General features: G+C 63.2%; 23 protein-coding genes and 1 pseudogene. 7 read left to right on the plus strand and 17 right to left on the minus strand.

What is annotated here, in order from left to right; genetic code table 11:
• Positions 1–86 precede the first annotated feature (86 nt).
• The 3 genes from ACNJYD_RS24050 to ACNJYD_RS24060 all read right to left on the minus strand — a co-directional run bounded on the left by ACNJYD_RS24050 (position 87) and on the right by ACNJYD_RS24060 (position 3768).
• Positions 87–1967 (minus strand): sensor histidine kinase, encoded by a 1881-nt coding sequence (locus tag ACNJYD_RS24050; protein ID WP_439363527.1) that lies wholly within the window; start codon positions 1965–1967, stop codon positions 87–89.
• A gap of 147 nt (positions 1968–2114) precedes the next feature.
• Positions 2115–3350, minus strand: a complete 1236-nt coding sequence (locus ACNJYD_RS24055; protein WP_260383165.1) for an HlyD family secretion protein — start codon at positions 3348–3350, stop codon at positions 2115–2117.
• Positions 3343–3768 (minus strand): hypothetical protein, encoded by a 426-nt coding sequence (locus ACNJYD_RS24060; RefSeq protein ID WP_439367506.1) that lies wholly within the window; start codon positions 3766–3768, stop codon positions 3343–3345. The genes ACNJYD_RS24055 and ACNJYD_RS24060 overlap by 8 nt, the downstream gene beginning before the upstream one ends.
• 164 nt (positions 3769–3932) lie before the next feature.
• Between ACNJYD_RS24060 and ACNJYD_RS24065 the strand changes: the two genes are divergently transcribed.
• Together ACNJYD_RS24065 and ppk2 are read left to right on the plus strand one after the other, a co-directional pair.
• On the plus strand, positions 3933–4385 hold the full coding sequence (locus ACNJYD_RS24065) for a hypothetical protein (protein WP_439363528.1): 453 nt from the start codon (positions 3933–3935) through the stop codon (positions 4383–4385).
• Between the two features lie 11 nt (positions 4386–4396).
• Positions 4397–5197, plus strand: a complete 801-nt coding sequence (gene ppk2, locus ACNJYD_RS24070) for a polyphosphate kinase 2 (protein ID WP_439363529.1) — start codon at positions 4397–4399, stop codon at positions 5195–5197.
• 67 nt (positions 5198–5264) lie between these two features.
• Here ppk2 and ACNJYD_RS24075 read toward each other — a convergent pair whose 3' ends face one another.
• The 6 genes and pseudogenes from ACNJYD_RS24075 to ACNJYD_RS24100 form a co-directional block, all read right to left on the minus strand.
• Entirely contained in the window at positions 5265–5717 is a 453-nt protein-coding gene (locus ACNJYD_RS24075; RefSeq protein WP_271511850.1) for a hypothetical protein, read from the minus strand.
• 188 nt (positions 5718–5905) lie between these two features.
• A pseudogene (locus ACNJYD_RS24080) lies at positions 5906–6345 on the minus strand (hypothetical protein).
• Between the two features lie 14 nt (positions 6346–6359).
• Positions 6360–8060: an aspartate:alanine exchanger family transporter gene (locus ACNJYD_RS24085; protein ID WP_439363530.1), complete on the minus strand. Its 1701-nt coding sequence runs from the start codon at positions 8058–8060 to the stop codon at positions 6360–6362.
• 17 nt (positions 8061–8077) lie between these two features.
• A complete protein-coding gene (locus tag ACNJYD_RS24090) occupies positions 8078–10831 on the minus strand; it encodes a decarboxylase (RefSeq protein WP_439363531.1) in 2754 nt (917 codons plus the stop codon).
• A gap of 93 nt (positions 10832–10924) precedes the next feature.
• On the minus strand, positions 10925–11119 hold the full coding sequence (locus ACNJYD_RS24095) for a hypothetical protein (RefSeq protein WP_439363532.1): 195 nt from the start codon (positions 11117–11119) through the stop codon (positions 10925–10927).
• Between the two features lie 93 nt (positions 11120–11212).
• Complete coding sequence (locus ACNJYD_RS24100) at positions 11213–11893, minus strand: YoaK family protein (protein WP_439367507.1); 681 nt, start codon at positions 11891–11893, stop codon at positions 11213–11215.
• 131 nt (positions 11894–12024) lie between these two features.
• On the opposite strand from ACNJYD_RS24100, the gene ACNJYD_RS24105 reads away from it, so the two are divergent.
• The 3 genes from ACNJYD_RS24105 (at position 12025) to ACNJYD_RS24115 (ending at position 15217) form a co-directional block, all read left to right on the plus strand.
• Complete coding sequence (locus ACNJYD_RS24105) at positions 12025–13713, plus strand: aspartate:alanine exchanger family transporter (RefSeq protein ID WP_439363533.1); 1689 nt, start codon at positions 12025–12027, stop codon at positions 13711–13713.
• A 68-nt stretch (positions 13714–13781) separates the two neighbouring features.
• Positions 13782–14609 carry an alpha/beta hydrolase family protein gene (locus tag ACNJYD_RS24110; RefSeq protein ID WP_439367508.1) on the plus strand — a complete coding sequence of 276 codons (828 nt, stop codon included), beginning with the start codon at positions 13782–13784 and terminating at the stop codon, positions 14607–14609.
• Between the two features lie 23 nt (positions 14610–14632).
• Positions 14633–15217: an invasion associated locus B family protein gene (locus ACNJYD_RS24115; RefSeq protein ID WP_439363534.1), complete on the plus strand. Its 585-nt coding sequence runs from the start codon at positions 14633–14635 to the stop codon at positions 15215–15217.
• A gap of 14 nt (positions 15218–15231) precedes the next feature.
• On the opposite strand, the gene ACNJYD_RS24120 is transcribed toward ACNJYD_RS24115, so the two are convergent.
• The 3 genes from ACNJYD_RS24120 to ACNJYD_RS24130 all read right to left on the minus strand — a co-directional run bounded on the left by ACNJYD_RS24120 (position 15232) and on the right by ACNJYD_RS24130 (position 16711).
• Positions 15232–15543: a response regulator gene (locus tag ACNJYD_RS24120; RefSeq protein ID WP_439363535.1), complete on the minus strand. Its 312-nt coding sequence runs from the start codon at positions 15541–15543 to the stop codon at positions 15232–15234.
• A gap of 227 nt (positions 15544–15770) precedes the next feature.
• Positions 15771–16394 carry a response regulator transcription factor gene (locus tag ACNJYD_RS24125; RefSeq protein WP_212256538.1) on the minus strand — a complete coding sequence of 208 codons (624 nt, stop codon included), beginning with the start codon at positions 16392–16394 and terminating at the stop codon, positions 15771–15773.
• Positions 16395–16438: 44 nt separating this feature from the next.
• Entirely contained in the window at positions 16439–16711 is a 273-nt protein-coding gene (locus tag ACNJYD_RS24130) for a hypothetical protein (protein ID WP_439363536.1), read from the minus strand.
• Between ACNJYD_RS24130 and ACNJYD_RS24135 the strand changes: the two genes are divergently transcribed.
• Positions 16698–17381: a helix-turn-helix domain-containing protein gene (locus ACNJYD_RS24135; protein WP_439363537.1), complete on the plus strand. Its 684-nt coding sequence runs from the start codon at positions 16698–16700 to the stop codon at positions 17379–17381. The genes ACNJYD_RS24130 and ACNJYD_RS24135 overlap by 14 nt on opposite strands.
• 55 nt (positions 17382–17436) lie before the next feature.
• Here ACNJYD_RS24135 and ACNJYD_RS24140 read toward each other — a convergent pair whose 3' ends face one another.
• The 3 genes from ACNJYD_RS24140 to ACNJYD_RS24150 all read right to left on the minus strand — a co-directional run bounded on the left by ACNJYD_RS24140 (position 17437) and on the right by ACNJYD_RS24150 (position 20067).
• Positions 17437–17889: a potassium channel family protein gene (locus ACNJYD_RS24140; RefSeq protein WP_439363538.1), complete on the minus strand. Its 453-nt coding sequence runs from the start codon at positions 17887–17889 to the stop codon at positions 17437–17439.
• Between the two features lie 23 nt (positions 17890–17912).
• Positions 17913–19037 (minus strand): AI-2E family transporter, encoded by a 1125-nt coding sequence (locus tag ACNJYD_RS24145; RefSeq protein WP_439363539.1) that lies wholly within the window; start codon positions 19035–19037, stop codon positions 17913–17915.
• Positions 19038–19158: 121 nt separating this feature from the next.
• Positions 19159–20067 carry a LysR family transcriptional regulator gene (locus tag ACNJYD_RS24150; RefSeq protein ID WP_439363540.1) on the minus strand — a complete coding sequence of 303 codons (909 nt, stop codon included), beginning with the start codon at positions 20065–20067 and terminating at the stop codon, positions 19159–19161.
• An 85-nt stretch (positions 20068–20152) separates the two neighbouring features.
• Here ACNJYD_RS24150 and ACNJYD_RS24155 point away from each other — a divergent pair, with 85 nt between their 5' ends.
• On the plus strand, positions 20153–20668 hold the full coding sequence (locus tag ACNJYD_RS24155; RefSeq protein WP_439363541.1) for a DinB family protein: 516 nt from the start codon (positions 20153–20155) through the stop codon (positions 20666–20668).
• A 137-nt stretch (positions 20669–20805) separates the two neighbouring features.
• Here ACNJYD_RS24155 and ACNJYD_RS24160 read toward each other — a convergent pair whose 3' ends face one another.
• Positions 20806–22050, minus strand: coding sequence for a glycosyltransferase (locus ACNJYD_RS24160; protein WP_439363542.1), 1245 nt, complete (start codon positions 22048–22050; stop codon positions 20806–20808).
• A gap of 52 nt (positions 22051–22102) precedes the next feature.
• Positions 22103–22840, minus strand: coding sequence for a molybdopterin-dependent oxidoreductase (locus tag ACNJYD_RS24165; protein WP_212256546.1), 738 nt, complete (start codon positions 22838–22840; stop codon positions 22103–22105).
• Positions 22841–23071: the final 231 nt, after the last annotated feature.

A 23071-nucleotide genomic window follows, 5' to 3' on the forward strand; every position in this document is an offset into this window, starting at 1 on the left:
GCGGCTGCCGCAGCGCAAGGACGCACGAGCATTCGACAAGGATTTTCGGTCGAGACAGCCCGCCCCTGAGCCACGCGGATCATTTCTCAGCCAGCGATCGGAAGCCGGATGGTGAACAGCGCACCGCCCGCAGGCTGGTTCGCAGCAGCGATCGTGCCGTGATGAGCCTCGACGATGGTCCTGGCGATCGCAAGTCCCATGCCCATGCCATGCGGCTTCGTCGTAAAGAACGGATCGAAGACGTTTGCGACGTCGGAGGCGGCCATTCCAGGCCCGGTATCGGTGATCCTGATTTCGGCCTGATGGCCGGTGCGCAGGGTCGCGACGCTGACCTCCCGCTTTCCGGTGTCGGCGTCGGAGATCGCATCCATCGCGTTGATGATCAGGTTGAGGAGGACCTGCTGAAGCTGGACCGGATCGCCCTTGACGTGAAGGCCGGCCATGACCGGCAGATAGCTCAACGTGATCCGGCGCCCCTGGGCGAGCGCCTTCACGAGACCAATTGCTTCGCGCACCGTATCGTTGAGCTCGATGTCCTTGACCTCGAACGGGGTCTTTTTCAAAACGCTACGGAGCCTGCGGATCACCTCGCTCGCCCGTTGGTCGTCCCTTCTGATGTCGGCGAGGATCTGCTGGATCTCGACCAGATCGGGCTGGGCAGCCTTCAGCATGAGCTCTGCCGTTTCGGCATTGGTCAGAATCGATCCGAGCGGCTGGTTCAGTTCATGCGCGATCGAGGTCGTCAGCTCGCCAACCGCCGAGTAGCGGTTCACGTGGGCGAGTTCCGTCAGGCGCTGACGCGATTCGACTTCGGCAACCCGCCGGCGACGACGCTCGTGCAGGAGCCCGCTGATGAGTCCGGCCTGGACCAGGAACACGGCCGAGATCATCAGCATCTGCCAGCGATAGCGCTGCCAGATACTCGGCTCGCGAAACAGGATGGTGCTTCCCTTGGGCAGGCTACTCTCGCTGATGCCCCAGCGCTGCAACTCCCGCCAATCGTATTTAGGAGCGGCATATGCGATCGGTTCAATTCTGACGTTTGCAGGCTCTTCCCCGCCCAGAATTCGCAGTGCCGCATCGGCGGTCTTTTGGCCGAGTTCAGGAATTGAATGCATCGGACCGCCGACAATGTCGCGTCCGAAGAACGACTCCTCAAAGCAGAAAATTGGGGCGTTCGCGACGGCCTGAAGGCGATGCAGCGCCAGATTTCCATCATGAACGACACCCGCCGCGTCGACCGACATCAACCCCCAGAACAGAACCGTGTGCGGGGGAAGCGTCGATGCCCGTTTCAGGATGTCCTCGAACGACAGATCGCCGTACCAAACGAACGAAACCCGGCCTTCGAGCGGCTTGACGTCCCTCTTGACCTCTTCGAGCCAGAATTTCTCCAACGCAGACGCGCCAATGACGAGGGCTATCGTCTGCGTGTCCGGCAGCACCTGCAGAACGTTGCGGAAGGCCGTGACAAATTCGTTACGGACTGACACTACCGCGTCGTTCCGGGTCAGGCGTGAGCGGTCGATCAATCGTTCCTCGACTGTCGTGAGGACCATTGGCGCCTTCGGAAACAGCTTCTCGCGATGCCTTTGCACGAATCCGGCCGCTGGCCCGCCAATGCTCATCACGATGTCAGGTGGCCGCCCTTCGTACAGCGAACCAAGATATTCGACGAAGGGCCCCTCAGGACCCGGCGCGATGAACCGGGCCGTAAGAAGCGTATGTTCCTGGATATCGAGCGGCCAGGGAGAGCGCTCCTCGAGATTGGTCTTGATGCTGCGTGCGTACTCGCTCCAGGGCAAGAAATCGCGCCCGAAGGAATGCAGCATCAGCACACGCTTGGGCTCGCTGCGCGGTGCCGGGGCCGATTGCGCGCGCACAGGACTGCATAGCGTGCACCCGGCGAGCAAGAGGCCGAGACAAAGCCACGCAGCCGCAACCGGCCTGACCGCATCCCTGGACATGCGCCCGCTCAGCTCCACTCCCCGCAGCTTTCGCTGACTGCGATCTCCGGCAATTTTAGCGCGGATTGCAGCGCACGGACAGCCCCGAGGCGGGCCTCAGCGGCGCGTGACGACCCGCCCATAGTCTCGTTCGTCCGCTTCTCTCGTTCAATGGCCGCCGCTCAGCACGAGTGTCTGGATCGGCAGCAACAGCGCCTGAATGCGCAGCAGCAGCGCATGCACGAGGCCGACGCCATCCACGACGTGCAGCGCGATCTTCCGGCTGGTCGGGGTGTCCTTGGCCGAGATCTCCTCGTGGTTGCTGGTGTAGGCATTGACGATGCAGCTCGAGCCCGGCGTGACACCGTCGAGGCCGCCCTTATAGAGCGGCTCCAGAAACACGAGGATCGTGCCGGGGCGGACGGCATTCTGCGGATCGATGAGCTGCTCGCCGGAGCGGAACTGTCCGGCCGCGATGTAGTCCTGCACTGTCGTGATCACCATGGGGATGATCACCCATGGCCTCGAGATGCAGGCCGCTTCCGCGACCATGCCGGTCTTCATCACCTGCGCCTCGATCTGGCCGAAACCGGCCTGGAGCGCCTTGCGGCCCGCACCCTCCGGAACGAGAACGCCGGCCGGACGCATCAGCTGGTTGACGACGTCGCCGGGGCGAACCAGGAACTGCTCGACGCGCCCGTCGACGCCGGCGCGTACGAGGGTCTTGTCGAGATCGACCTGAGCCTGGTCGAGCGCGGCTTCGGCGCTGGCCTTTTGGGCCGGCAGCAGGACGGAGACCTGCAGAGATGCGGATTGTTTCACGGCCGTTGCGGCGTCGACGCCCGCCTGGCGCTGGTCGACCAGGACCTGGAGCTTTTCGATATCCCGCTGCGGAACGATGCCCGGATTGCGGCGCTGGAGCTCGGACTTGACCTCGAGTTCGTCCTTGGCCTGCTGGTAGTTGGCCTTCGCCTCCCCGATCTGCGCCTCGGCCTTGACCACATCCGCCTGTGCGGTCTGCATGGCGGCATCGACCTCTGCAACCTTCCGCTTGGCGGTCTCGAATGCAGCCTGCTGCTTCGAGCTGTCGAGCGTGAACAGAACATCGCCCTTCTTGACCGGCGCGCTGAACCCGACTTTCACCTCGGCGACACGGCCCGAGCCTTCGGGCAGAATCGGCACGGTGCGGAAGTACAACGTCGCGGATGAGGTTGCGGGATGGAAGTAGAAGATCATCGTAATCAACGAGATCGTCAGCATCAGGCAGGCGGTGATGCCCCAGCGCAACTCGTACCAGATCGAGAAGAAGGTGATCTCCTTGCCGAACCGCTTGCCCTGAACATAACGGCGGTAGAGGTAATCGGGCAGGATCGTCAGCAGCGAACAGAACATCAGCTCAAACATGGCTGTGCTCCTTCTCCTTGGCGGGTCCCGGCTTATCCTGCAGAAGCGGCGTCGCAGCGGCCTCGGGCAAGACATCCCCGCCATCGGCAACCGGCGTTGCGTCAGCGATCTTTTCGACGGATCCGGCAATGCTGCGCAGCGGCGTGCCGAAATCCGGGATGTCGATCAACGCGAGGAGCAGGCCGGCGATCCAGAAGATGTGCATGTGCGTGAACAGAGAGATCAGGCCGAGCACCGCAACAAGCTCGAACTGCAATTTCTGCGATTTGTGCGCCATCCGCTCGGGCAGGCTGTGCAGTTTCCAATAAAGCGTGCCGACCCAGAGCACGGTCCCGATCAGGAATACGCCCATCACCACCATCAGCGTGTCGGTCCCGCTCCCGGGCGCCAGATAGAACGGCAGATGATGCGGTGCCATCGGATGAAGCTGGTCGCTCAAGCGTCTCTCCCGGTCAAGACATGCATGTGCAGCACTGTGTGCGGATAGGTCCGCGTTTGCTTGATTTGAATCAAGGGAACGCTTTTGCGCCGGACCTAGCGTTTTCTGCGTGCTGATTGGATAACCATCAGGAGCCGCCCGCCATGACCGGCCTAGACGATCTCATCCCCAACGCCGCCCAGATCCGAAAGGAAGCCGCTCTCAAGGAGGCTGAAAAGGCGGAAGAATATGTCCGCCTCGCCGCCGCCGCCGAGGCCGAGAAGCGTGCGCTGATCGAGCGCCTGAGCAAGCCGTCGGGCAAGACCGAGGAAGAGAAGATCAAGCTCGCCTCGACCATCATCCAGCGCGCGGTGCGAAACGGCCTGACGGAAGTGCTGGTCTATCGCTTCCCCAACTCACTGTGCACGGACAAGGGCCGCGCCATCAATCAGATGGAGAAGGGCTGGGAGAACACTCTGACCGGGATCCCCAAGGAGATCTTCCAGCTCTGGACCGATTACCTGAAACCGCGCGGCTATCGCATCGCCTATCAGGTCATCGATTTTCCCGGCGGCGTGCCGGGCGACATCGGCGTGACCATATCCTGGGACGATTAGGACGGGTAGGCATGGCCAAGGACGCAGCTGCAGAGCGGATGAAGCGGAAGGATTACGAGAAAGAGCTCGAGAAGCTGCAGGTCGAGCTGTGCCACCTCCAGGACTATGTGCGGGAGAACAAGCTCCGGGTCATCATCCTGTTCGAGGGCCGGGACGCCGCCGGCAAGGGCGGCACGATCAAGGCGATCACCGAGAAGGTCAGCCCGCGCGTATTCCGGGTCGTCGCCCTCCCCGCGCCATCCGACCGCGAGAAGACGCAATTGTTCTTCCAGCGCTATATGGAGCGGTTTCCGGCCGGCGGCGAGATCGTGATCTTCGACCGGAGCTGGTACAACCGCGCCGGCGTCGAATACGTCATGGGCTTCTGCACCCCCGCCGAGCACGAGCGCTTCCTCAACTTGTGCCCGCAGATGGAGAAATACGTCATCGACGGCGGCATCATCCTGATCAAGATCTGGCTCGAGGTCGGCATGGACGAGCAGGAGCGCCGCTTCAGGGCCCGCATCGAAGACCCGGTCCGGCAGTGGAAGCTCAGTCCGATGGACCTGGAATCCTTCAGGCGGTGGTACGACTATTCGCGGGCGCGCGACCTGATGCTGAAGAAGACCAGCACGAAGGAGGCACCCTGGCACATCGTCCGCTCCGACGACAAGCGAAGGGCGCGGCTGAACTGCATCGCCCACCTTCTCGGCGCCATTCCCTACAAGCGCATCAAGAAGGACACGATCAAGCTGCCGAAGCGCTCCGACAAGGGACGCTACAACGACCAGACCAGCCTCAAGGGGATGAATTTCGTCGCGCAGCGCTATTGAGCAGCATCAGGCCGCTAAAGCGCGATGCGATTAGGATGAATCGTCATCGCGCTTTGCCGTCAATCGCTCAATAGCCATACCGGTTTTGCTGCGGGCAGACCCAATTGCCGTAGGTGTCCTGATAACAGCTGTTGTTGTAGTAGCCGTAAGCGCCGTAAGCGCCCGCTGCTGCAGCCCCAACCGCGGCAGCGCCGGCCGCGCGGCCCCAGCCGTAGCCGTAGCCAGGACGATATCCCGGATAGCCGGCGACGGGACGACCCGGACGACCTGCGACTGGATAGCGGCCGGGACGACCGGCTATCGGATGAGCAGGGCGCGGACCTCCGGCGACGCGGTGCCCGCCATGGATGCGGCCCGCGTGAACAGCGCCACCGCGGACACCTCCGCCATGAAAGCCACCTGCACGCGCTCCGCCGCCATGAAAGCCGCCACCACCGCGACGAGCGAAAGCATCGTCGGGAATGAGGCTGACGGTGAGCAGGACGAAGGCCGCAAGAGCAGCCAGAAGATAACGAAGCATGGCATCTTCTCCTATGATTGGGGTGCCATCACTCGCTGTTGGATGATGCCGCCGCACGACCGCGATAGGCACCCGAAGATAAGGTCGGGTACCGATCCGATTCGAGCTTGATTTGAATCAACAAGACGAAGGCTTTGTGAGGCGGGCTCCTGCAGCGCGCGCGTGAACGGGCGCGCTGCGCGGCTCGTTCAACTCGATTTCAGGCGGATTGTGACGCCGCCGACGGCAGCCGATACTTCCGCGCCGACCTTGGGACCGCTGAGCTGGAGGATCACGCCATTGCTGTTCTGCAACTGAACGGCGCCAGCACCTGCGGCGATTGCCCCACCCGCTCCTCCCACGGCATAGGAGCCTTCGATGGATGCCGGCCCCTTCAGATTGAGCGCCCGACCGACGAACTTCGTCGTCGACGCCCCGATGGTGAGGCCCACGCTCATGCCAGACACCGTGAACGGATACTTCTTGCCCCGGTAGACCAAAACGCCTCTCCGCCACCGGCGCCGACGATGAAGCCACCCTTGGTGAAGACGACCGCAACCTGGCCGGTATCGGCATGCGTCGGCGTGCTGAAGCCGGCAACGGTTGCGAGCGAGGCGACCAGGACGGCGCCGAAGGTCAGTTTTCTCATGACGTGTCTTCCCCTTATTGAGCCAGGATCATGGCGAAGTAGCCGAAGATGGTGAGAAGGATGCCCGAGACGGCATAGCCGACCGGGAATCCGATCCAGGGCACGGAGCTCTGGATCTCGACCGCGGCCTCGCGGCACGGGCCGGAATGCGAGCGAGCGCCGGCAACGCCGCCCATCAGCACCGCCGGATTGATCTTGAACACGTGGAATCCGATCGCCCAGACGATGAACGGCGGGATCGTGCACGCGATGAAGCCGACGATGAAGATCTTGAGCGCGAGCGCGCCGGTAAGCTGAGCCAACAGGCCGGCGCCGGCATTGACGCCGACGATCGCGACGAACACGACTAGGCCGAGATCCTCGAGCACGTTTCGCGCCGCATTCGGCGTATTGCCGAAGAAGCGTAAACGCGACACGACCGAAGATACGATCACGCCAGACAGCAGCAGCCCGCCGGCATTGCCGAGACCGACCTTGGCGCCAAACGCCGGGAATTCGATCATGCCGATCAGGAAGCCTATGATCATGCCGACCGACAGGGTCAGCAGGTCCGTCGAAGTGTTGGCGCGCGCGATGCGGCCCCACATCTCGCCGAGTTCGTTGACCGCCGACTTCAGGCCGACCACCGAGACGATGTCCATGCGTTCCAGCTTGGTCTTGAGACCGGCCGGGATCTGCACGCCGCCCCGTTCGACCTTGGTCACCTGCAGCTGGCCGGCGATGGCCGTGTCGCGGAAGGATTCGAAAGTACGCCCGACGACATCCTTGTTGAAGACGACGATTTCAGCCTGGTCCATGGGTATACCGAGCGTCTTGGCGTCGGCGACCTCCGGACCGATCAGGCCCATCTTCCCGGTCAAATGCTCGGTCGAGCCGCCCAGCGCGACGATATCGCCCTTCTGCAGCACGAGCTCGGGATCAGCGCCCTGCGGCTCGCCATTACGCCCCACGTTGACGATCCGGTATTCCGGATTGATCGCGCGGAATTTGGCGATGCTCATCCCGACCGTTGCTGGATTCTCCAGCCGGTAGGCCCGCAGACCGAACTGACGGTAGCCGGTCAGGGCGCCGCCTTCGAGATCCTTGACGCCGAACTCCTGCTCATATTGCTTCGCGGCGGCCTTGGCATCGACGCCCCACCAGCGCGGCAGATATTTGCAGATCAGGATGATGCCGACGGTGCCCCAAATGTAGGTGATACCGTAGGACAAGGCGATCATGCCGGAGGCATCCTCTGGCTTCATCCCGGCAGGCAGTTTCACGACGCCTGACGTGACGGCCTGCTCGGCCGAACCAATCGCCGCCGACATGGTCTGCGAACCCGCCAGCATGCCGCCGGCCGCACCGGGCGGAAGCGCGAACAGCTTTGCACCGATCACGACCAACGCCAGGCCGACCACGCTCGACACCACGGCGAGGAACAGGAACTTGATCCCGTCGCCCCTCAGGCTGTTGACGAAGGAAGGACCGACGCGCAGGCCGACGCCGTACATGAAGAGATAGTAGAACAGGCTCTTGGCAAAGTTATTCAGCTCCAGCTTCACGCCATAGCTGGATGCCCAGACCGAGAGCCCCGCGCCGACCACGATGGCACCGGCGACCATGCCGAGGCCATAACCCTTGATGCTGGCCCGGCCGATATAGACGGCGAGACCGACCACGAAGAACAGCAGCAAATAGGGGTATTGCTGCAAGAATTCGAAAAATGCCTGCATGTTCGTCCCCTCCCGGCCTATGACGCGGCCTTGAGCTTCGGCTGCGCGCTCGGCTTTGGCCTGCCGAGCTTGGCCAAGGCTTCCGTCCGTACGAGTTTCAGCCCTTCCTTGGCGTCGTAACCATGGATCTCCTTCACATCGAGCTTGCGCATGAAGTCGATGGTCTCTTGGGTGATGACCTGGCCGGGCACCATGATCGGGAAGCCCGGCGGATAGGGAATGACGAAATTGGCCGAGACGAGTTCGGGACCGGCCTTCAGCCGCCGGTCGATCTCGGGATCGTTGAGGGGAATGTGCTCGCAGCCGGCAACGTCATAGGCCGCGTAGAAGCCGCTGCGGATGTCGCCTTCATTGGTCTTGGTGCCGGCATCGCTGCGGAAGCTCGGGTGGAAATGCGAGAAGTTCGGCAGGTCGGGCACGTCCTTCATGAGGCTCGTCACCCGTGCCTCGAAGACCTTCCGCGCATTGGCACCACCCTGGGCAAGGCCGCGGTCGATCTCGCCCGCGATCTCGGCGAGCACACGGACCAGATGCGCGACATCGCTGCGGGTGTTGTTGATGTTGGACTGGACCAGCACCGAGTTGCGCGAGGTCTTGTTGACCTGGATGTTGTACTCGTTGGCGAGAATGCCCTTGAACTGCGTGCCGTCATAGCCGGCCATGCCGCACACCAGCGTCATGCGGGTCGGGTCGAGGCAGAACTCGTCCTCGTTCAGGCTCTTCAGCGTATTCGCCCAGTTGACGCCGGGGGCGAGGAAGTCGGTGAAGCCGCTTTGGCGATACTGCGCCGGCACCATGGCGTCGGCACCGAGGATGCGGAAATATTTCGAGATCAGCGGATTGTTGTTGACTGCCTGGCGGATCGCGAACGCAATCTCGATTGCATTGGCGACGAGGCCATATCCCTCCAGCTCCATCTGCCGCCGCGAGATGTCGAGGCTCGCGATCAGCTGCTGGTTCGGACTTGTCGAGGCGTGGGTGAACACCGCCTCCTTGAACTGCTGCTCGACGGTGTGGAATTCGACGTCCTTGACCGAGAGCATCGAGCCTTGGCGGATCGCCGACATCGACTTGTGGGTCGAGTTGGTCTGGTAGACGCGTAGCCGGATCTGTCTGGGATCCGGGATCAGGCGGGTCTTGAGCAGCGCCTCCTCGGACGGGTTCTTGCCGAGCTCGGCCTGCTGCTTCTCATAGGCCTCGACCGACTTGGGATGGCGCATCCATGCCTCGATTTCGTTGGCGGCGCCAAGTCCGGTGCGGCGGCGCAGGAACGGCGAGAACCGCGCGAAGCCGAACCAGGCTTCATCCCAGAGGAAGATCAGATCGGGCTTGATGGCGAGGCATTCCTCCATCACCCGCCTTGTGTTGTAGATATGGCCGTCGAAGGTGCAGTTGGTCAGGTCGACCATCTTGACGCGGTCAAGCCGGCCGTCGGCCTTGGCGCCCAGCAGCGCCTGCTTGATGGTCTTCAGCGGCACCGCGCCGTACATCGAATATTCCGTCATCGGGAAGGCTTCGACGTAGAGCGGCTGCGCACCGGCCAGCACCATGCCGTAATGATGCGACTTGTGGCAATTGCGGTCGACGATCGCGATGTCGCCGGGCGCCAGCAGCGCCTGCACCGCCATCTTGTTCGATGTCGAGGTGCCGTTGGTGACGAAGAAGACGCGATCGGCACCGAGCGCCCTCGCCGCCTTCTCCTGCGCCTTCTTGATGTTGCCGGTCGGCTCCAGCATGCTGTCGAGACCGCCGGTGGTGGCGCTGCTCTCGGCCAGGAACAGGTTCGGGCCGTAGAAGTCACCCATGTCGCGGATCCAGTCGGACTTGAAGATCGACTTGCCGCGCGCGATCGGCAGCGCATGGAAGGTGCCGATCGGACGCTGCGCGTATTTCTTGAGATTGTCGAAGAACGGCGTGTCGTAGCGATCCTGGATGCCTTCCAGGATCGACAGATGCAGTTCCAGCAGCTCTTCGACGGAATAGAAGATTCGGCGGACCACATCCGCCTCGGGATTGCCGGCGAGCTCCTCCACGTCCCGGTTCGAGATCATGTAAAGGTCGAGCTCGGGCCTGACGCGCTTGATGATCTGGGCGAGCCGCAGCGCCGAGGCGTCCGTTTCGTCGTTGAGACCGGCCGAAACCATGATCGAGCGCAACACCGGCGCATCGTGGCGCGAACGCAGGCCGAAGCCCTCGTTGATGATAACTGCTCCGATGTTCGGATTGAGCATCGTCGCGCAGAAGGCGTCCTCCAGGCTGCCGACGATGACGGGTTCATAGATGAACGCGTCGACCGGGCGCCGCAGCTTGCGCCATTCGGCGGCCAGCGCCGGCCATTGGCTGGATGATACGCCGGTGACGATCAGGGTCTCGAAATACGGCCTGCGCGCGCTGTGCGCGCCAAAGGCCGGCGGCACCAGTTCGGGCGCATCGCCATTGCCGTCGTCCTTGGGGCTCCAGTCGCCGGCATGCTGGCGGAAGGATCGCGTTGCCAGCGCCTGGGCAATTCTCGTCGCAAGGGCGAACGATGACGCACCGTCGCCGGCGGCCGCAGCTTCCCGCAGCGCCGCCATGAGGTGCGGACCGGGATAGCCGTGAAATTCTTCGGTGATCGAAAGATCGGCCAGCGCCGCGTCATAGGCTGTGCGATTGCCGACGCGCGCCCAGGTCTTTGCTGCTTCCACAAGATCGCGCCAGTCGTCTGCCCGTGCACCAGGGCCGGAAAAGAACTGGTCGATGCGCTTCTGTGCGGGCTTGGCCTCTTTGGACATCTCTCTCTCCCGATCCTTTTTACCGAAGGTGATGCGGGATGTTGTGGGTGCGGCGCGGGTCGCTCCGTTGATCCAAGTCAACGGTCGCATGCATTATGCGACCCGATGCCATGCGTTCGCAGCGCAACACGACACATCAGGCCGTTCGTTGCGCGACGCTCGCCTGATCATCGCGAGCAGGCTATCGAGCGACCGCAGCCACTGGCCGCTGTCGGTCTTGTCGGCGAGCCCTTCGGCGCGCAGCACGTCGCGGAGCTGCGCATGAGCGCCGACGATGCAGAAGGTCACCCTGCGTGACGTAAGTCTCGCGCTATCCGAATAGCGGCCGGGCAAGCGGCCGAGGAACGCGACATTCGGTCCAGGCCGGGGCGGATGGCGCGCTCATTTCCCCTCCTGCGAACGCGGCGCTTCGCAGCGCAGCAGCACGATCAACAGCGCGACCACGGGAATACCGAGGGCGAGGTCGGGAATGGTCTTGGTGGCAAAAGCACCGGCGGCCGCGCCGCAACCGAACACTGCACACAGCGCGTAGAAGATGACCGACTTGCGCAGCGACCCGAGCGGCGCACCTCCGCACACGATCGCAAAGAGGTTCTCGATGAACTGTCGCATGTTACCGGTGATCATCACCGTGCTGCACACTGTGCCTTCGACCTTGACGAACATCGCCGCCTGGATGGCCGCGACCATGGAAATACCGAGCGTTCCGGCGAGGTCCGGCAGACGGTTGTGCAGGATGCCGATCGTGATCAAGAACAGGATTTCGAGCAGGACGCTGAGCGCGCTAGCCCGCTCCGCGGCAACGCGGCGCAGCCAAGCGGCGATCACGATGCCGACCGCGAACGCCAGGATCGGCGGCACGAAGTGCAGTGCCTTCGCCCACTCACCTCCCATCGCATGAACCCACAGGAAGATCACATTGGCGGTCTGAGCGTTCGCCAACACGCCATGGATGATCCAGGTGTAGGCATCGATATAGCCGCCCGCGAACGCGAGCAGCAGGACGATCTCGACTGTCTCATCGCGGCGGATCGCGCCGGCGGCGACGTCAAAGGTACTCATGTCGGCAATACGGGCTGTCGCGAACATTCCATCGCGTCATGGCGCCGCCACGTCGCCGCGAAGGCTTGATCTGGATCAAGCAACGTCCCGCCGTCTCCAATCAAATCACGCCAAAGCGCCGGGGGAATGCCATGGAAACCGTCAGGTGGATCATTGCCACCGCACCGGAAATATTCCTGCTGCTGGCGATCGCGATCGGCACCATCCTCGGCCGCATCAGGATCCGCGGCTTCTCGATCGGAACCACCGCCTGCATCCTGATCGTCGCCGTGCTGATCGGACAACTCGGGAGTTTCACGTTTCCGCCGATCCTCAGGGCGATCCTGTTCAGCCTGTTCGTGTTCACCATCGGCTACCGTTCTGGACCGGAATTTTTCGCTTCGCTGAGCCTGCGGACCCTGGCACAGGTCGTGCTGGCGCTGGTGATCGGCGCCACCGGGCTCGTCCTGGTGCTCATCTTCGCTCGTGTCTTCACGTTGGATACGGGGACAGCGGCGGGACTGACGGCCGGGGCGCTGACGCAATCCTCGGTGATCGGCACCGCATCTGGCGCGCTGGCGCAGCTCGGCCTGCCGAGCGACGTGCTGAAGCGGCAGGAAGCCAACATCGCGGCGGGCTATGCGGTGACCTACGTGCTCGGCTACATCCTGACGCTCCTGTTCGTGCCATTCGTCGCGCCACGGCTGATGCGGATCGATCTGAAGACGGAGGCGAAAAAGCTCGAGGCGGAGCTCGCCGGCGGTGTGCCGCCGAAGACGGAAAACCTGTCGTACCGTAAATTCCAGGCCCGCGCCTATCGCGTGTCGGCCGCCGCTGGTCGCACCATCGGCACCATCGAGGCGGAGATCGGCAGCCGCACGGTCGTGGAGCGGATCGTGCGCGGCGGGGCCGACATCAAGCCGCAGCAGGACACCGTGCTCGAGGCCGGCGACGACATCGTCATAGCCGGTCCGACCGCCGCGATCGTCGCGGCCAAACCGATCCTCGGGGCCGAGATCGACGCGGAGGAGCTGCTGCGCAACCTGCCGGGCAATGTGATCGAGGTGCTCGTCGAAGATCCCCAGCTGCACGGCCGCTCGCTTCGCGAAATCGTTGACCGGCTCGGCGACAATGCACGCGGCGTATTCCTGCGTGCGCTGAGGCGCATGGGCCGCGAAGTGCCACTCGGTCCCGACACGCGGGTCTATCTCGGCGACGTCATGACGCTGGTCGGCAGCACCGGCAATATCGCGCGCGCAACGGCGCACGTGGGACACGCCCTGAATACCAGCGATCGCACCGACATCGCCTATCTCGCCGCCGGCATTGCAGTGGGTCTTCTGGCCGGCCTTGCCAGCTTCAAGGTCGGCACTGTCGCATTGACGCTGGGTGGCGGTGGCGGCGCGCTGATCGCAGGGCTCGTCTGCGGGTGGCTGCGGACGCGCCGGCCCGGCATCGGCGCAATGCCGCCGGCGGCGCAGCAGACCCTGAGCGACATCGGCCTCGGCGGCTTCATCGCGGCAATCGGACTCGGCAACGGCCTCGCCGCCTGGTCGGCGATCCAGGCCCACGGCCTGTTGCTGGTCGGCATGGGGATCGTGGTCACGCTGGTTCCGATGGTGGTCGGAACGCTCGTTGCCTATTATCTGCTGCGCATGAATCCCGTCGTGACCTGCGGTGCGCTCGCCGGCGCGATGACGGTCGATGCCGCCGTCACCGGCGCGTGCGACGTTGCCGAGAGCCAGACCCCGGTGCTCGGCGTCGCCGTCCCCTACGCGGTCGGCAATGTCGTGCTCACGGTACTCGGCCCGATCGTCGTGGCCGCAACCTACGCAGGTTGAGGGAGGCGGGGATGCGACGCGGACCTGCCTTGCTCCATTGTCTCGCGATCACCTTCCTCGCCCTCTTCATGGCCGTATCGCCCACGCGCGCCGGGGACGAGGTCCGCATCCAGGAGGAAATCTGGGCGCTGCCCCTGCCGCTGCCGATGTTCGCCTATCTGGTGCGCCCGGTCGGCGACGGACCGTTTCCGCTGGTGATCATGAACCATGGTGTCTCGCTCAACCCGACCAATCGCAGCTTTTTTCCGCTAGTGGAATTTCGCGACGCCGCCAAATGGTTCGCAAGGCGAGGCTATCTGGTGGTGGCGCCGGTCGGCAGCGGGTATGGCGCAGCAGCGATCGATATCCCCGAGCGGGCGCTCTATGGGCCGTTCTTCTCGAAAGTTGGCAAATGCACCAATCCGAACTTCCATGATGCCGGCCTTGCGATCGCCCAGGTCGATCTCTGGATCATCGACTATATGGCCGCCGAGAAGCGCATCATTCCCACAGACGTGATCGTGGTCGGGCAGTCCGCCGGCGGCTGGGCTGCGATCGCCCTGTCGAGCATGAACCCGCCGCAAGTGAAGGCCATCATTGTCTTTGCCGGGGGCCGCGGTGGACGCGTCGACGGCAAGCCGAACAACAATTGCGCTCCCGACCGCCTGGTCGAGGCCACCGCCGATTTCGGCCGCGCATCGCGCGTGCCGATGCTGTGGATCTACATCGGGAACGACACGTTTTTCGGTCCCGAGCTGTCAAAGCGCATGCACGATGCCTTCATCGCCGCCGGCGGCCGGGCCGAATATCACCTGATGCCGCCGTTCGGCAACGAGGGACATTTCTTCATCGGTTCGCCGGATGCGGTTCCGCTCTGGTCGCCGTTGGTCGCCAAGTTTCTCGATGCGCAGAACTGAGTCCGGATTTCGGAGTTGCAGCGATGGCCCGTGATCTTGATTGCCTCTCTGGCCTCCTGATGGTTGCAGCAATCGGGGCCGCCACGATCTCGAGTATCGCTTCGCCCAGGGCGGCGCAATCCGAAAAGCCCCCCGAGTTCGCAACGCGCGGCCAGCGCGAAGCAAACGACATCAGCTATGGCAGCTGGCAAAAATTGTGCTTCAAGGCCGGCGGCGCGCCCACCCTCTGCCGAACCTCGATCACCGGCCGGTTCGCGACCGGGCAGACGGCCGTGCGCATCGATCTGATCGAGCGGGAGGACGCGCCCACGGCCCGCCTGCAACTTTTCGTACCGGTCGGGATGTACCTGCAACAATCGCCTAAACTAGCCATCGACCACGGCGCCGCGTTCCGCATTCCCTATACCTGGTGTCTCACCAATCTATGCATCGCGGCCGACGTCGTGGCGCCAACAATCATCGCGGAGATGGAAAAGGGTCAGACGCTTCTGCTCGAACTTGTCGATTCCAATCTTCTTGCCCTGACGGCCTCGATTCCCTTGGCGCAATTTGCCTCCGCTCACACGGGGGCGCCGACCAGGACGTTCGAGCAATATGTCGACGAATGACGGCCGGCGTGGAGCTAAAAGACGCGGGCGCGCTCGACGGACTCGATCAAGGACTGCGCTGCAAAGGGCTTGATCAGATAGGCAATGCACCCTGAGGCCATCGCCGCGGCGCGGTTTGCCGGGCTGTCATTGCCGGTGACATAGATCACCGGCGCCGCGATGCCCTTGTCGGCCAGGCTTCGCCGCACCTCGATGCCGGACTTTGCACCCAGATTGATGTCGAGGATGATGCAGATCGCGGTGTGGAACCTGCCGTGATCGAGCAAGGCGCTCCCGGTGTCGAAAAGCGTCGTGGCGAAGCCGTGTCCTCGCAGAAGCCTGTCCATGCTGGTTCGCATGGACAGATCATCATCAACGACAAAGACGGACTCGCGCAGGGGCAAGGCGATGTGCCTTTCCGGAAGACCACGGTGGGATATTGGATACGATTGCTCCGCACTTTGACGCGGTTATATGCGCATTATTGCACACAGCTCGTCGCGCACTGTCAACACGCCGCGGCATTGTCCTTTGGGACAGGCACATCAAGGGAACTCGCGCCGTCCCGAAGCCGTCAGCGTTCGTCCGGATCGAGCATTCCGAGACGCTCTGCGATCGAAACGAGCTCCGCCAGCGAGCGAACCTGCATCTTCTCCATCACTTGATGGCGGTGCGCCTTCACCGTGCGCTCGGTGGTCCCCAGTTCATGCGCGATCTGCTTGTTGATCCGGCCGCGCACGATCAGATCAAACACCTGCCGCTCGCGCTGCGTCAGTGCGGCCAGATGACGACGAAGCAAATCAAGCCTGCTGGCCTGGGCGCGCGCCGTCCGCTGACTGGCCAGCGCCCGCTCGATGGCGTCGAGCAGTTGCGCGGACGACACCGGTTTGGTCAGGAAGTCTTCCGCACCGGCCTTGATCGCACGTACCGTCGTTGGCGTGTCAGCATGACCGGTCAGGAAGATGATGGGCAACATCGAACCGGAGGCGACCAGCCGGGCCTGCAGGTCCGGACCGCTCAGGCCAGGGATCCGGACGTCGAGCAGGATACACCCGACCTGCTCCTCATCCGACAGCGAGTCCAGCAGCTCCACTGCGGAAGCATAGGTCGCTACCTCGTATCCCGCGAGCTTCAGCCGGCGCTCGATCGCGGTCCGAAAGGACGCGTCGTCGTCAACAACGTGAACAAGGCCTGGCAACTCTACCTCTCGCCAAAAATCAATTAGGACGCTCGACGTCCTACTCATTTTTCAAATCGATCTTCACGTTTGAAGGTCGAAATATCTGCTTCGCAATATGTCGCATCTGCCCTGTGGCTGGGCTTCTCAGCCAGCGCAGCAATCGCCAGTGCTGTCCTTTGGTACAATGAACCTCGGGACAATGGATAAGAATACTTCCTTGGTCGAAAATCAACTTCGGCGGGAGTGGGATTGCGCGGCGCATTCTCGGCAAAGCATTTCGTTTGCCAGACCAATTCGGCGGAAAAGCTGAGGAGTTGGCCTATGTTCGTTCGCATCACGACGGATTCCACGCTGCGTCCCAATACTCTCCGCGACCTCGGCATGGCAAGTCATTCAAATGCACTGGTCAATTTAAGCGAATTTTCCTACCGAAAAGGCTCCGAGATCTACGGCGAGAAGGAGCCGGCCGAGTATGTCTACCAGGTCAAGTCCGGCGCGGTGCGAAGCTACAAGCTGCTGTCGGACGGCCGCAGGCAGATCGGCGCATTTCACCTCGCCGGCGACATTTTCGGGCTCGAGAACGGCAGCGAGCATCGGTTCACGACGGAAGCCATCGTCGACACCACGGTGCGGCTGATCAAACGCCAAAGCCTGGAAACCGTGGCGGAGGGCGATGCCATGGTGGCCAGAAACCTGCTCAGCATGACCACGAGCAACCTCCAGCATGCGGAAGACCACATGCTGCTTCTCGGCCGCAAGACCTCCCTGGAGCGCGTCGCCGCGTTCCTGCTCGAAATGGACAAGCGCCTGACGGCTGCCGGCGTCATGGCGCTTCCGATGTCGCGACGCGATATCGCCGACTATCTCGGCCTGACGCTGGAGACCGTCTCGCGAGCCTTGTCGCGACTGCATGAGCTCGGCGTTCTCGGCTTCATCGGCAACACCCAACGCCAGATCGTTCTGCTCGACCGGCACCAGCTCGCAAGCCTCGATCTGCAGTCCTGAGCCGGCGAAATGCCGTTCGCGATCCGCAAGGTCGCGATTGACCGAGGCGACAGTATCAGGTGCGCGGCAGGTCCGCACCGGGTTTTTCCGTGAGCCCGAGACGGTCGAGCGTCTTGAGCAAGACTTCGAACAGAATGGCGGCGGACCAGCCGAACAGAAGAACACCGTTCATGGCAGTCAGCGGGCCGATCAGCCGCCATTCGCGTACCGGCGTGATGTCGCCATAGCCGAGCGTGGTGTAGTTGACGAACGCAAAGTAGAGCATATCCGCGTCGGCGGCGGCCTGGACGACATGATAGGTCACCGCCCATGTCAGAATTTCGAGCATGTGGGCGGCCTTCAACACGACGGCGACCGCGATCATGGCGCTCATCAGGTGCAATCGCGGCCGCCTGGTATGGCGCGGGACGGCACTGCGGGCGATGGTGACGGCGACCACCGTCACGAGCGCGTGGATTCCGATATTGATCACGCTGACGAGCGTGCCGACAAGGAATTGGAGCATCATCGGGTTGAAGCCAACCTTTCAATCTAGGTCAATCGCGCCTCGACGGCATCCTTCGCGACAACGGTCGCCTGATCGACGCGTGCTGACGCAGCGCGGCCGATCCCCATCCACGCGGTCGAAAGCTCCCAGGCCACCGACAGGATGATCGGCCCAATGAACAGGCCGATGATCCCATGCGCGAGCGTACCGCCAATGACCCCGATCAGGATGACGAGCGTCGGCGTCGTCAGGCCCCGCCCCATGAGGAGCGGCTTCAGCACGTTGTCGAGCAGGCCGACCACGACGAGATAGACCGTCAACAGCACGGCGACGGTCACGTCCTTGTCCATCCAGATCCAGACCAGCACGGGGAGAAGAACGGGGGCGGCGCCGATCTGGACGATCGACAGCAGGAGCACGACGAGCGCGAGCAGTCCCGCGCTCGGGATCTCTGCGAGCTTGAAGCCGATGCCCGCCAGCAGGGCCTGAAGGATGGCGACGCCGATGATGCCCTGCGCGACGGCGCGTATGGTGGCGCCGGCGAGCTCGAGGAAGTGCTCGCTCTGGCCGGGCACGATGCGCAACAGGAAGCCGCGGAGCGCGGCGACGAACTGCGCGCCGTGCGGAAGCAGAAAACCCGCGACGATCACCGACAGCAGGAATTGGAGCATTCCAATTCCGGTGTCACCGGCAAACGACAGCATCATTCCGGCGAGCGGTTTCAAGTACGGCGTCACCTCGCGCAACGCCGCACGGATGTTCGTGTAGGCCTCGTTCCAGATCGCGTAGAGCTGAGGACCGATCAACGGCCAGCTCTTGATCTGCTCCGGTGCGGCCTGGAGCGCGAGATCGCCACTGCCGATCTGGCCCGCGAGGTCCCGGATCCCTTCGACTGCACTGAGGCCGAGCCAGGCGGCGGGACCGATGACGGTGCCCAGCGTGACCAGGGTGAGAACGGCTGAAGCTGTCCGGGGCCGGCCACCGAAGCGTTGGGCGAGCCAGGCGAAGACGGGATGAAACGCCACGGCCAGCACGGCGCTCCAGCTCAGGATCGGCACGAACGGCCGGATCACGAGGAAGGTCCAGAAGATCAGCAGCCCGAGCAGGCCCAGCCGGATCACGAGCTGGACAACGTCCTCCGCGGACAGAAGCTGGCGAAGCGTCTTCAAGGCTCATTGCCTCCGGGCCGGCAGACGGCTGCTGAGCAGCTAGCGGGGCGGCCACCGCGGAGGCTTGATCCAGATCAAGCGAGGCGTTCGGTCGCTAGCGCGATCGGCGACAGGTGCCCCGCTATGTTGAGGTGCTGAGGGCCTCTTCGGAGAGCCAACGCGCAACCGACGTAGCAGCTCTGCTTCGTTTTTGCTTTGGCCTTTGCAGCAAAACAGTTTGGCCCGCGCTGGCGACGCAAGGACCGACCTGAACGAGGTGGCCGGACTCAAGGTCTCCCTGGACAAGTGAACGACGGACCAGCGCTGCGCCCGCACCGTTGCGTACCGCCTCCACGATCAATCCAGCGTCGCTGCACTGAACCATGCGACCAGTCTGTCGACGTTCGTATCCTGTCGCACTGTACCATTCCTGCCAGGAATGACCGGGCGCTACGCCCAAAAGGCCGCAGTCATCATCAAACAAAACGGTGTCTTGAAAAGGATCTGCTTGAGCAGACTTGACCATTGTCGGCGGGGCGACCGCAACCAATACGTCTTCCTCTCGGGTCATCCGGTCGCCCACAGCCGCATTGGTAGGCTGCACACGGATCGCGAGATCGAATTCTCCGTCATCAAGGGAGACTCGGGCGTCCGTGGCATGGACGTAGAGGGAGATCTCGCGCAACTCCATGGTCAGGGCTGACAAACGAGGCATCAACCAGCAGCGCGCGTAGGATGGCGCGATGCTTAGCCGAACGACGTTCTTCCGACTTCGCGACCAATCGGACGCGAGGCGTTCCTCCGCGGCTGCCAGTTGCTCAAGCAGAGGCACGACCGCCTCAAGGTAGGCCTCGCCCGCCTTGGTAAGGGCGCTCGACTGACGGTCGAACAGACGGACGTCGAGACGAGCTTCCAGCGCCGCAATTCGTTGGCTTACGGCGCTCTGGGTAAGTCCGAGTTCCGCGGCCGTCCGTCCAAAATTCCGAGTGCGGGCCAATACGGAGAAAGCGCGCAGCAAATGGGTCGGCGAAAGGTCGCGGCGCACGGGCATTAGCGAGGCTTCTCTCTCGATTAGGGAAATCGATTCGACACACACCGTCTGATCTGGCTAGCTTTCAGCAACTTGGGGGTAAGTGGTGTTCGACAGCTTCCGAACGTTAGCACGCTGGACAGGCTGGGCCAATCAGCGGATTTACTCCGCGTGCTCCGAATTAGATCCGACCGAATATTTTCGCCCCCGCGCTTGTGCATTTGGATCGATCCATCGCACGCTGAACCATCTGTTGGCCACAGACAGAATTTGGCTCGCTCGATTGACCGGCGAGCCGCACAACATTCCATCGCTCGATTATGAGATCTGTGTCGATTTCTCCAGCCTCCGCGATGCCCGCTTCGTGGAAGACGTGCGGATCGTCGAAACTACCGACCTCATCTTGGATAAGGACGGCTGCGCTGGGAACCTGTCATTCAACAGCATGGACGGCACGCCAAGGCAGATGCCGATCCATCTCGTGTTGTCGCAGCTCTTCCTGCATCACGCCCACCATCGCGGACAGGTCCACGCCCTGCTTTCGCAGACGGCCGTGACGCCGCCAGCGCTCGACCTTACCTACTTCCCGGGGGCAGCGGGACAATCAGCATTGCTGGGCTGAATGGATCGCGTCTGGTTTGCCGCGGTCCAACGGACTTTTCAACTCGGACCGGCGCCCCTCACCTCAGGACACAACCTGGCGCGCACAAACCTATGCGTCACGGAGGGGCATTGCCCACTAGCGATACAAATCGATTTTCACTGAAGGCCGCATCCCGAGACGTCGCGCCGCGCCAGAGTTACGATCGCCGTGGCGGCCGCCTTCAACCCATCCTCCCGCGCGATGGACACGGCGAGCGCCGTGGCACTGGCGCGTGGAGCGTCCCTGTTCGCCTCGTCGATGGCGCGCGCAAGCCGATCCGCACTCAGGCTTTTGGCGGGCAGAGGCGATGGGGCAGCGCCAGCTTTGTGCAGGCGATCGGCCCAGAAAGGCTGGTCGCCCGCGAATGGGACTACCACCGAGGGCACGCCGGCACGGGCCGCGGCGTGGGTAGTGCCGGCACCGCCATGATGGATCGCCAACGCCACGCGGGGAAATAGCCAGCCATGTGGCACGTCCGCCAACAGATGGACGTTAGCGGGCAAGTCGGCGGCCACTGCGCCGCCCCAGCCGGGGTAGAACAGCGCGCGCCGACCGCGTAGCGCCGCCAGCGCCTCGCGCATCAACTGCGCGCCGCCCAGGCCCCCCATGCTCCCAAAACCGAAATAAATTGGCGGCTCGCCTGCGGCGAGGAACTCGCCCAACGCTGCTGGTGGCGACCAGTCCGTCACGGGCGCCAGCCACTGGCCGCAGATCCCCGCGGTTGGTGGCCAGTCGGCTGGCTGCGGCACGAGGCTTGGGGATATGCCGTAGAGCATCGGATGGTCGGTCCAGACACTGCGGCGTGGCGGCAGCCCGCAAACGGCAGCGCGGGCCGCGTTGACCGATGTTTTGAAGATGCGCCAGAGCAACGCATTGACCAGCCTGTGGCTCGTCCGGTTCAGCCAGCGCGGCACAGTACCCGGGCGCACGAATGGTGAGGCGAATTCACGCGTCGGCGTAATCGGGATGAGCCCGGTGCCGATGGCCGGAATGCCGAAGGCCTCCGCGGCAGAAAGGCCCACGAAGGCGGCCAGACCGCCGAGAACCACGGCGTCGCAATCTTCTGCGGCGGCGGCCGCGGTGCGGAGCCACGCTTCGGATTTGGCGGTGGCGATGCGGGCAAATGCGCTCGCCGTGTCAGCGAAACCGCCGCCGCTTTTAGCAAGCGCATCCTGCCGGAGCGCGGAGCGAATGTCGCCGGCGAGGCCGGTTGCCGGTACACCGAGAGCCGCGGCGTAGCCGAGCGTGGCGACGTCGGCCAGCAGGTGGACACGGTGGCCGGCATCCATCAGTGCCCGGCAAAGCAGCGCCATGGGGCGCGTATCGCCCTCGGTGCCATAGGTGACGGCGACGAACTTCACGTGGCCTTCCGGGTATTAGGTTTTATACGCGTTCATGTCGGGCCGCTATCAGTCATTGACCGCCTGACCTCAACTTCGACGCAGGTTGTCTCGGCGTATGCTCCGACGTCGTTGGCGAATGATTCTTCGCCTGATACATTTCGAGCGCTTCCGCGCAACGCATTATGGTGGGGGCGATCAAAGGCCGATATGCACGCCGCAGGAGCCACCCCGGAAACCCGACACCGCGCTCCTCCATCGCGACACGAGCCCGCGGATGGAATATGAAGCCAGGCCCTGCCGGGCGATAGCGACGCGGATGGACGCCGAACTCTATTCGCTCGATATGTTTGACGTTCTTGTACCCGTAGTGGGCCGGTGCCACCAACCGCAGCGGCGCTCCATGGGCCACCGGGAGCGGCGCGCCGTCCAAACGATCGGCCAGCAGCACCTCCGGCTGCAACAGGTCGACCAGCGGCAAAGCGGCGTGGTAACCATCGCTTCCGCGGAACACAACCAGTTGGTCTTCGCACGCTTGAATTAAAGCGAACGCGGTGCAGAAGTCCCGAAAGCCAACGCCTTCCCAGCGGTGGCCAAGACTGCTCCAGGTTGTGACGCAATGGAAGTCGCTGAGCTGGATCGTTCGCGGCAACGCTCCCCAACGATCCGGCCCTACTTCGCCGACGACACGACCATCACTGCTCAATTCAAATCGCACCGTGTCTGGTTTCCTGGGAAAGCGCTTCGCGAAGCGCGGTAAACCGAAACGCGGAAAGGAAGCGATCGGGCGCTGGCCAGGTGGCAAGGTCATCGCCCGTGACCTCGAAGGCTTGCGTGAGACGCCCTGCGCTCTGACGCATTCGGCTGACTGCGCGAGTTAGCGTTAGGGCCGATCGACCAGGGAACTCTGTCGTGTCTGACCTGATCTGCCAATGAGCCCGTGACGGCGACAGTCATCGGTAACCTCCTGGTTTGCACGGCATTCGCGACTCTACTTGTTTTTAATTATAGAATCTAGTATCTAATTCGGATGCCCAGGCCA

It is taken from the genome of Bradyrhizobium sp. SPXBL-02 (assembly GCF_051853065.1).
In the GTDB taxonomy this organism is placed as follows: domain Bacteria; phylum Pseudomonadota; class Alphaproteobacteria; order Rhizobiales; family Xanthobacteraceae; genus Bradyrhizobium.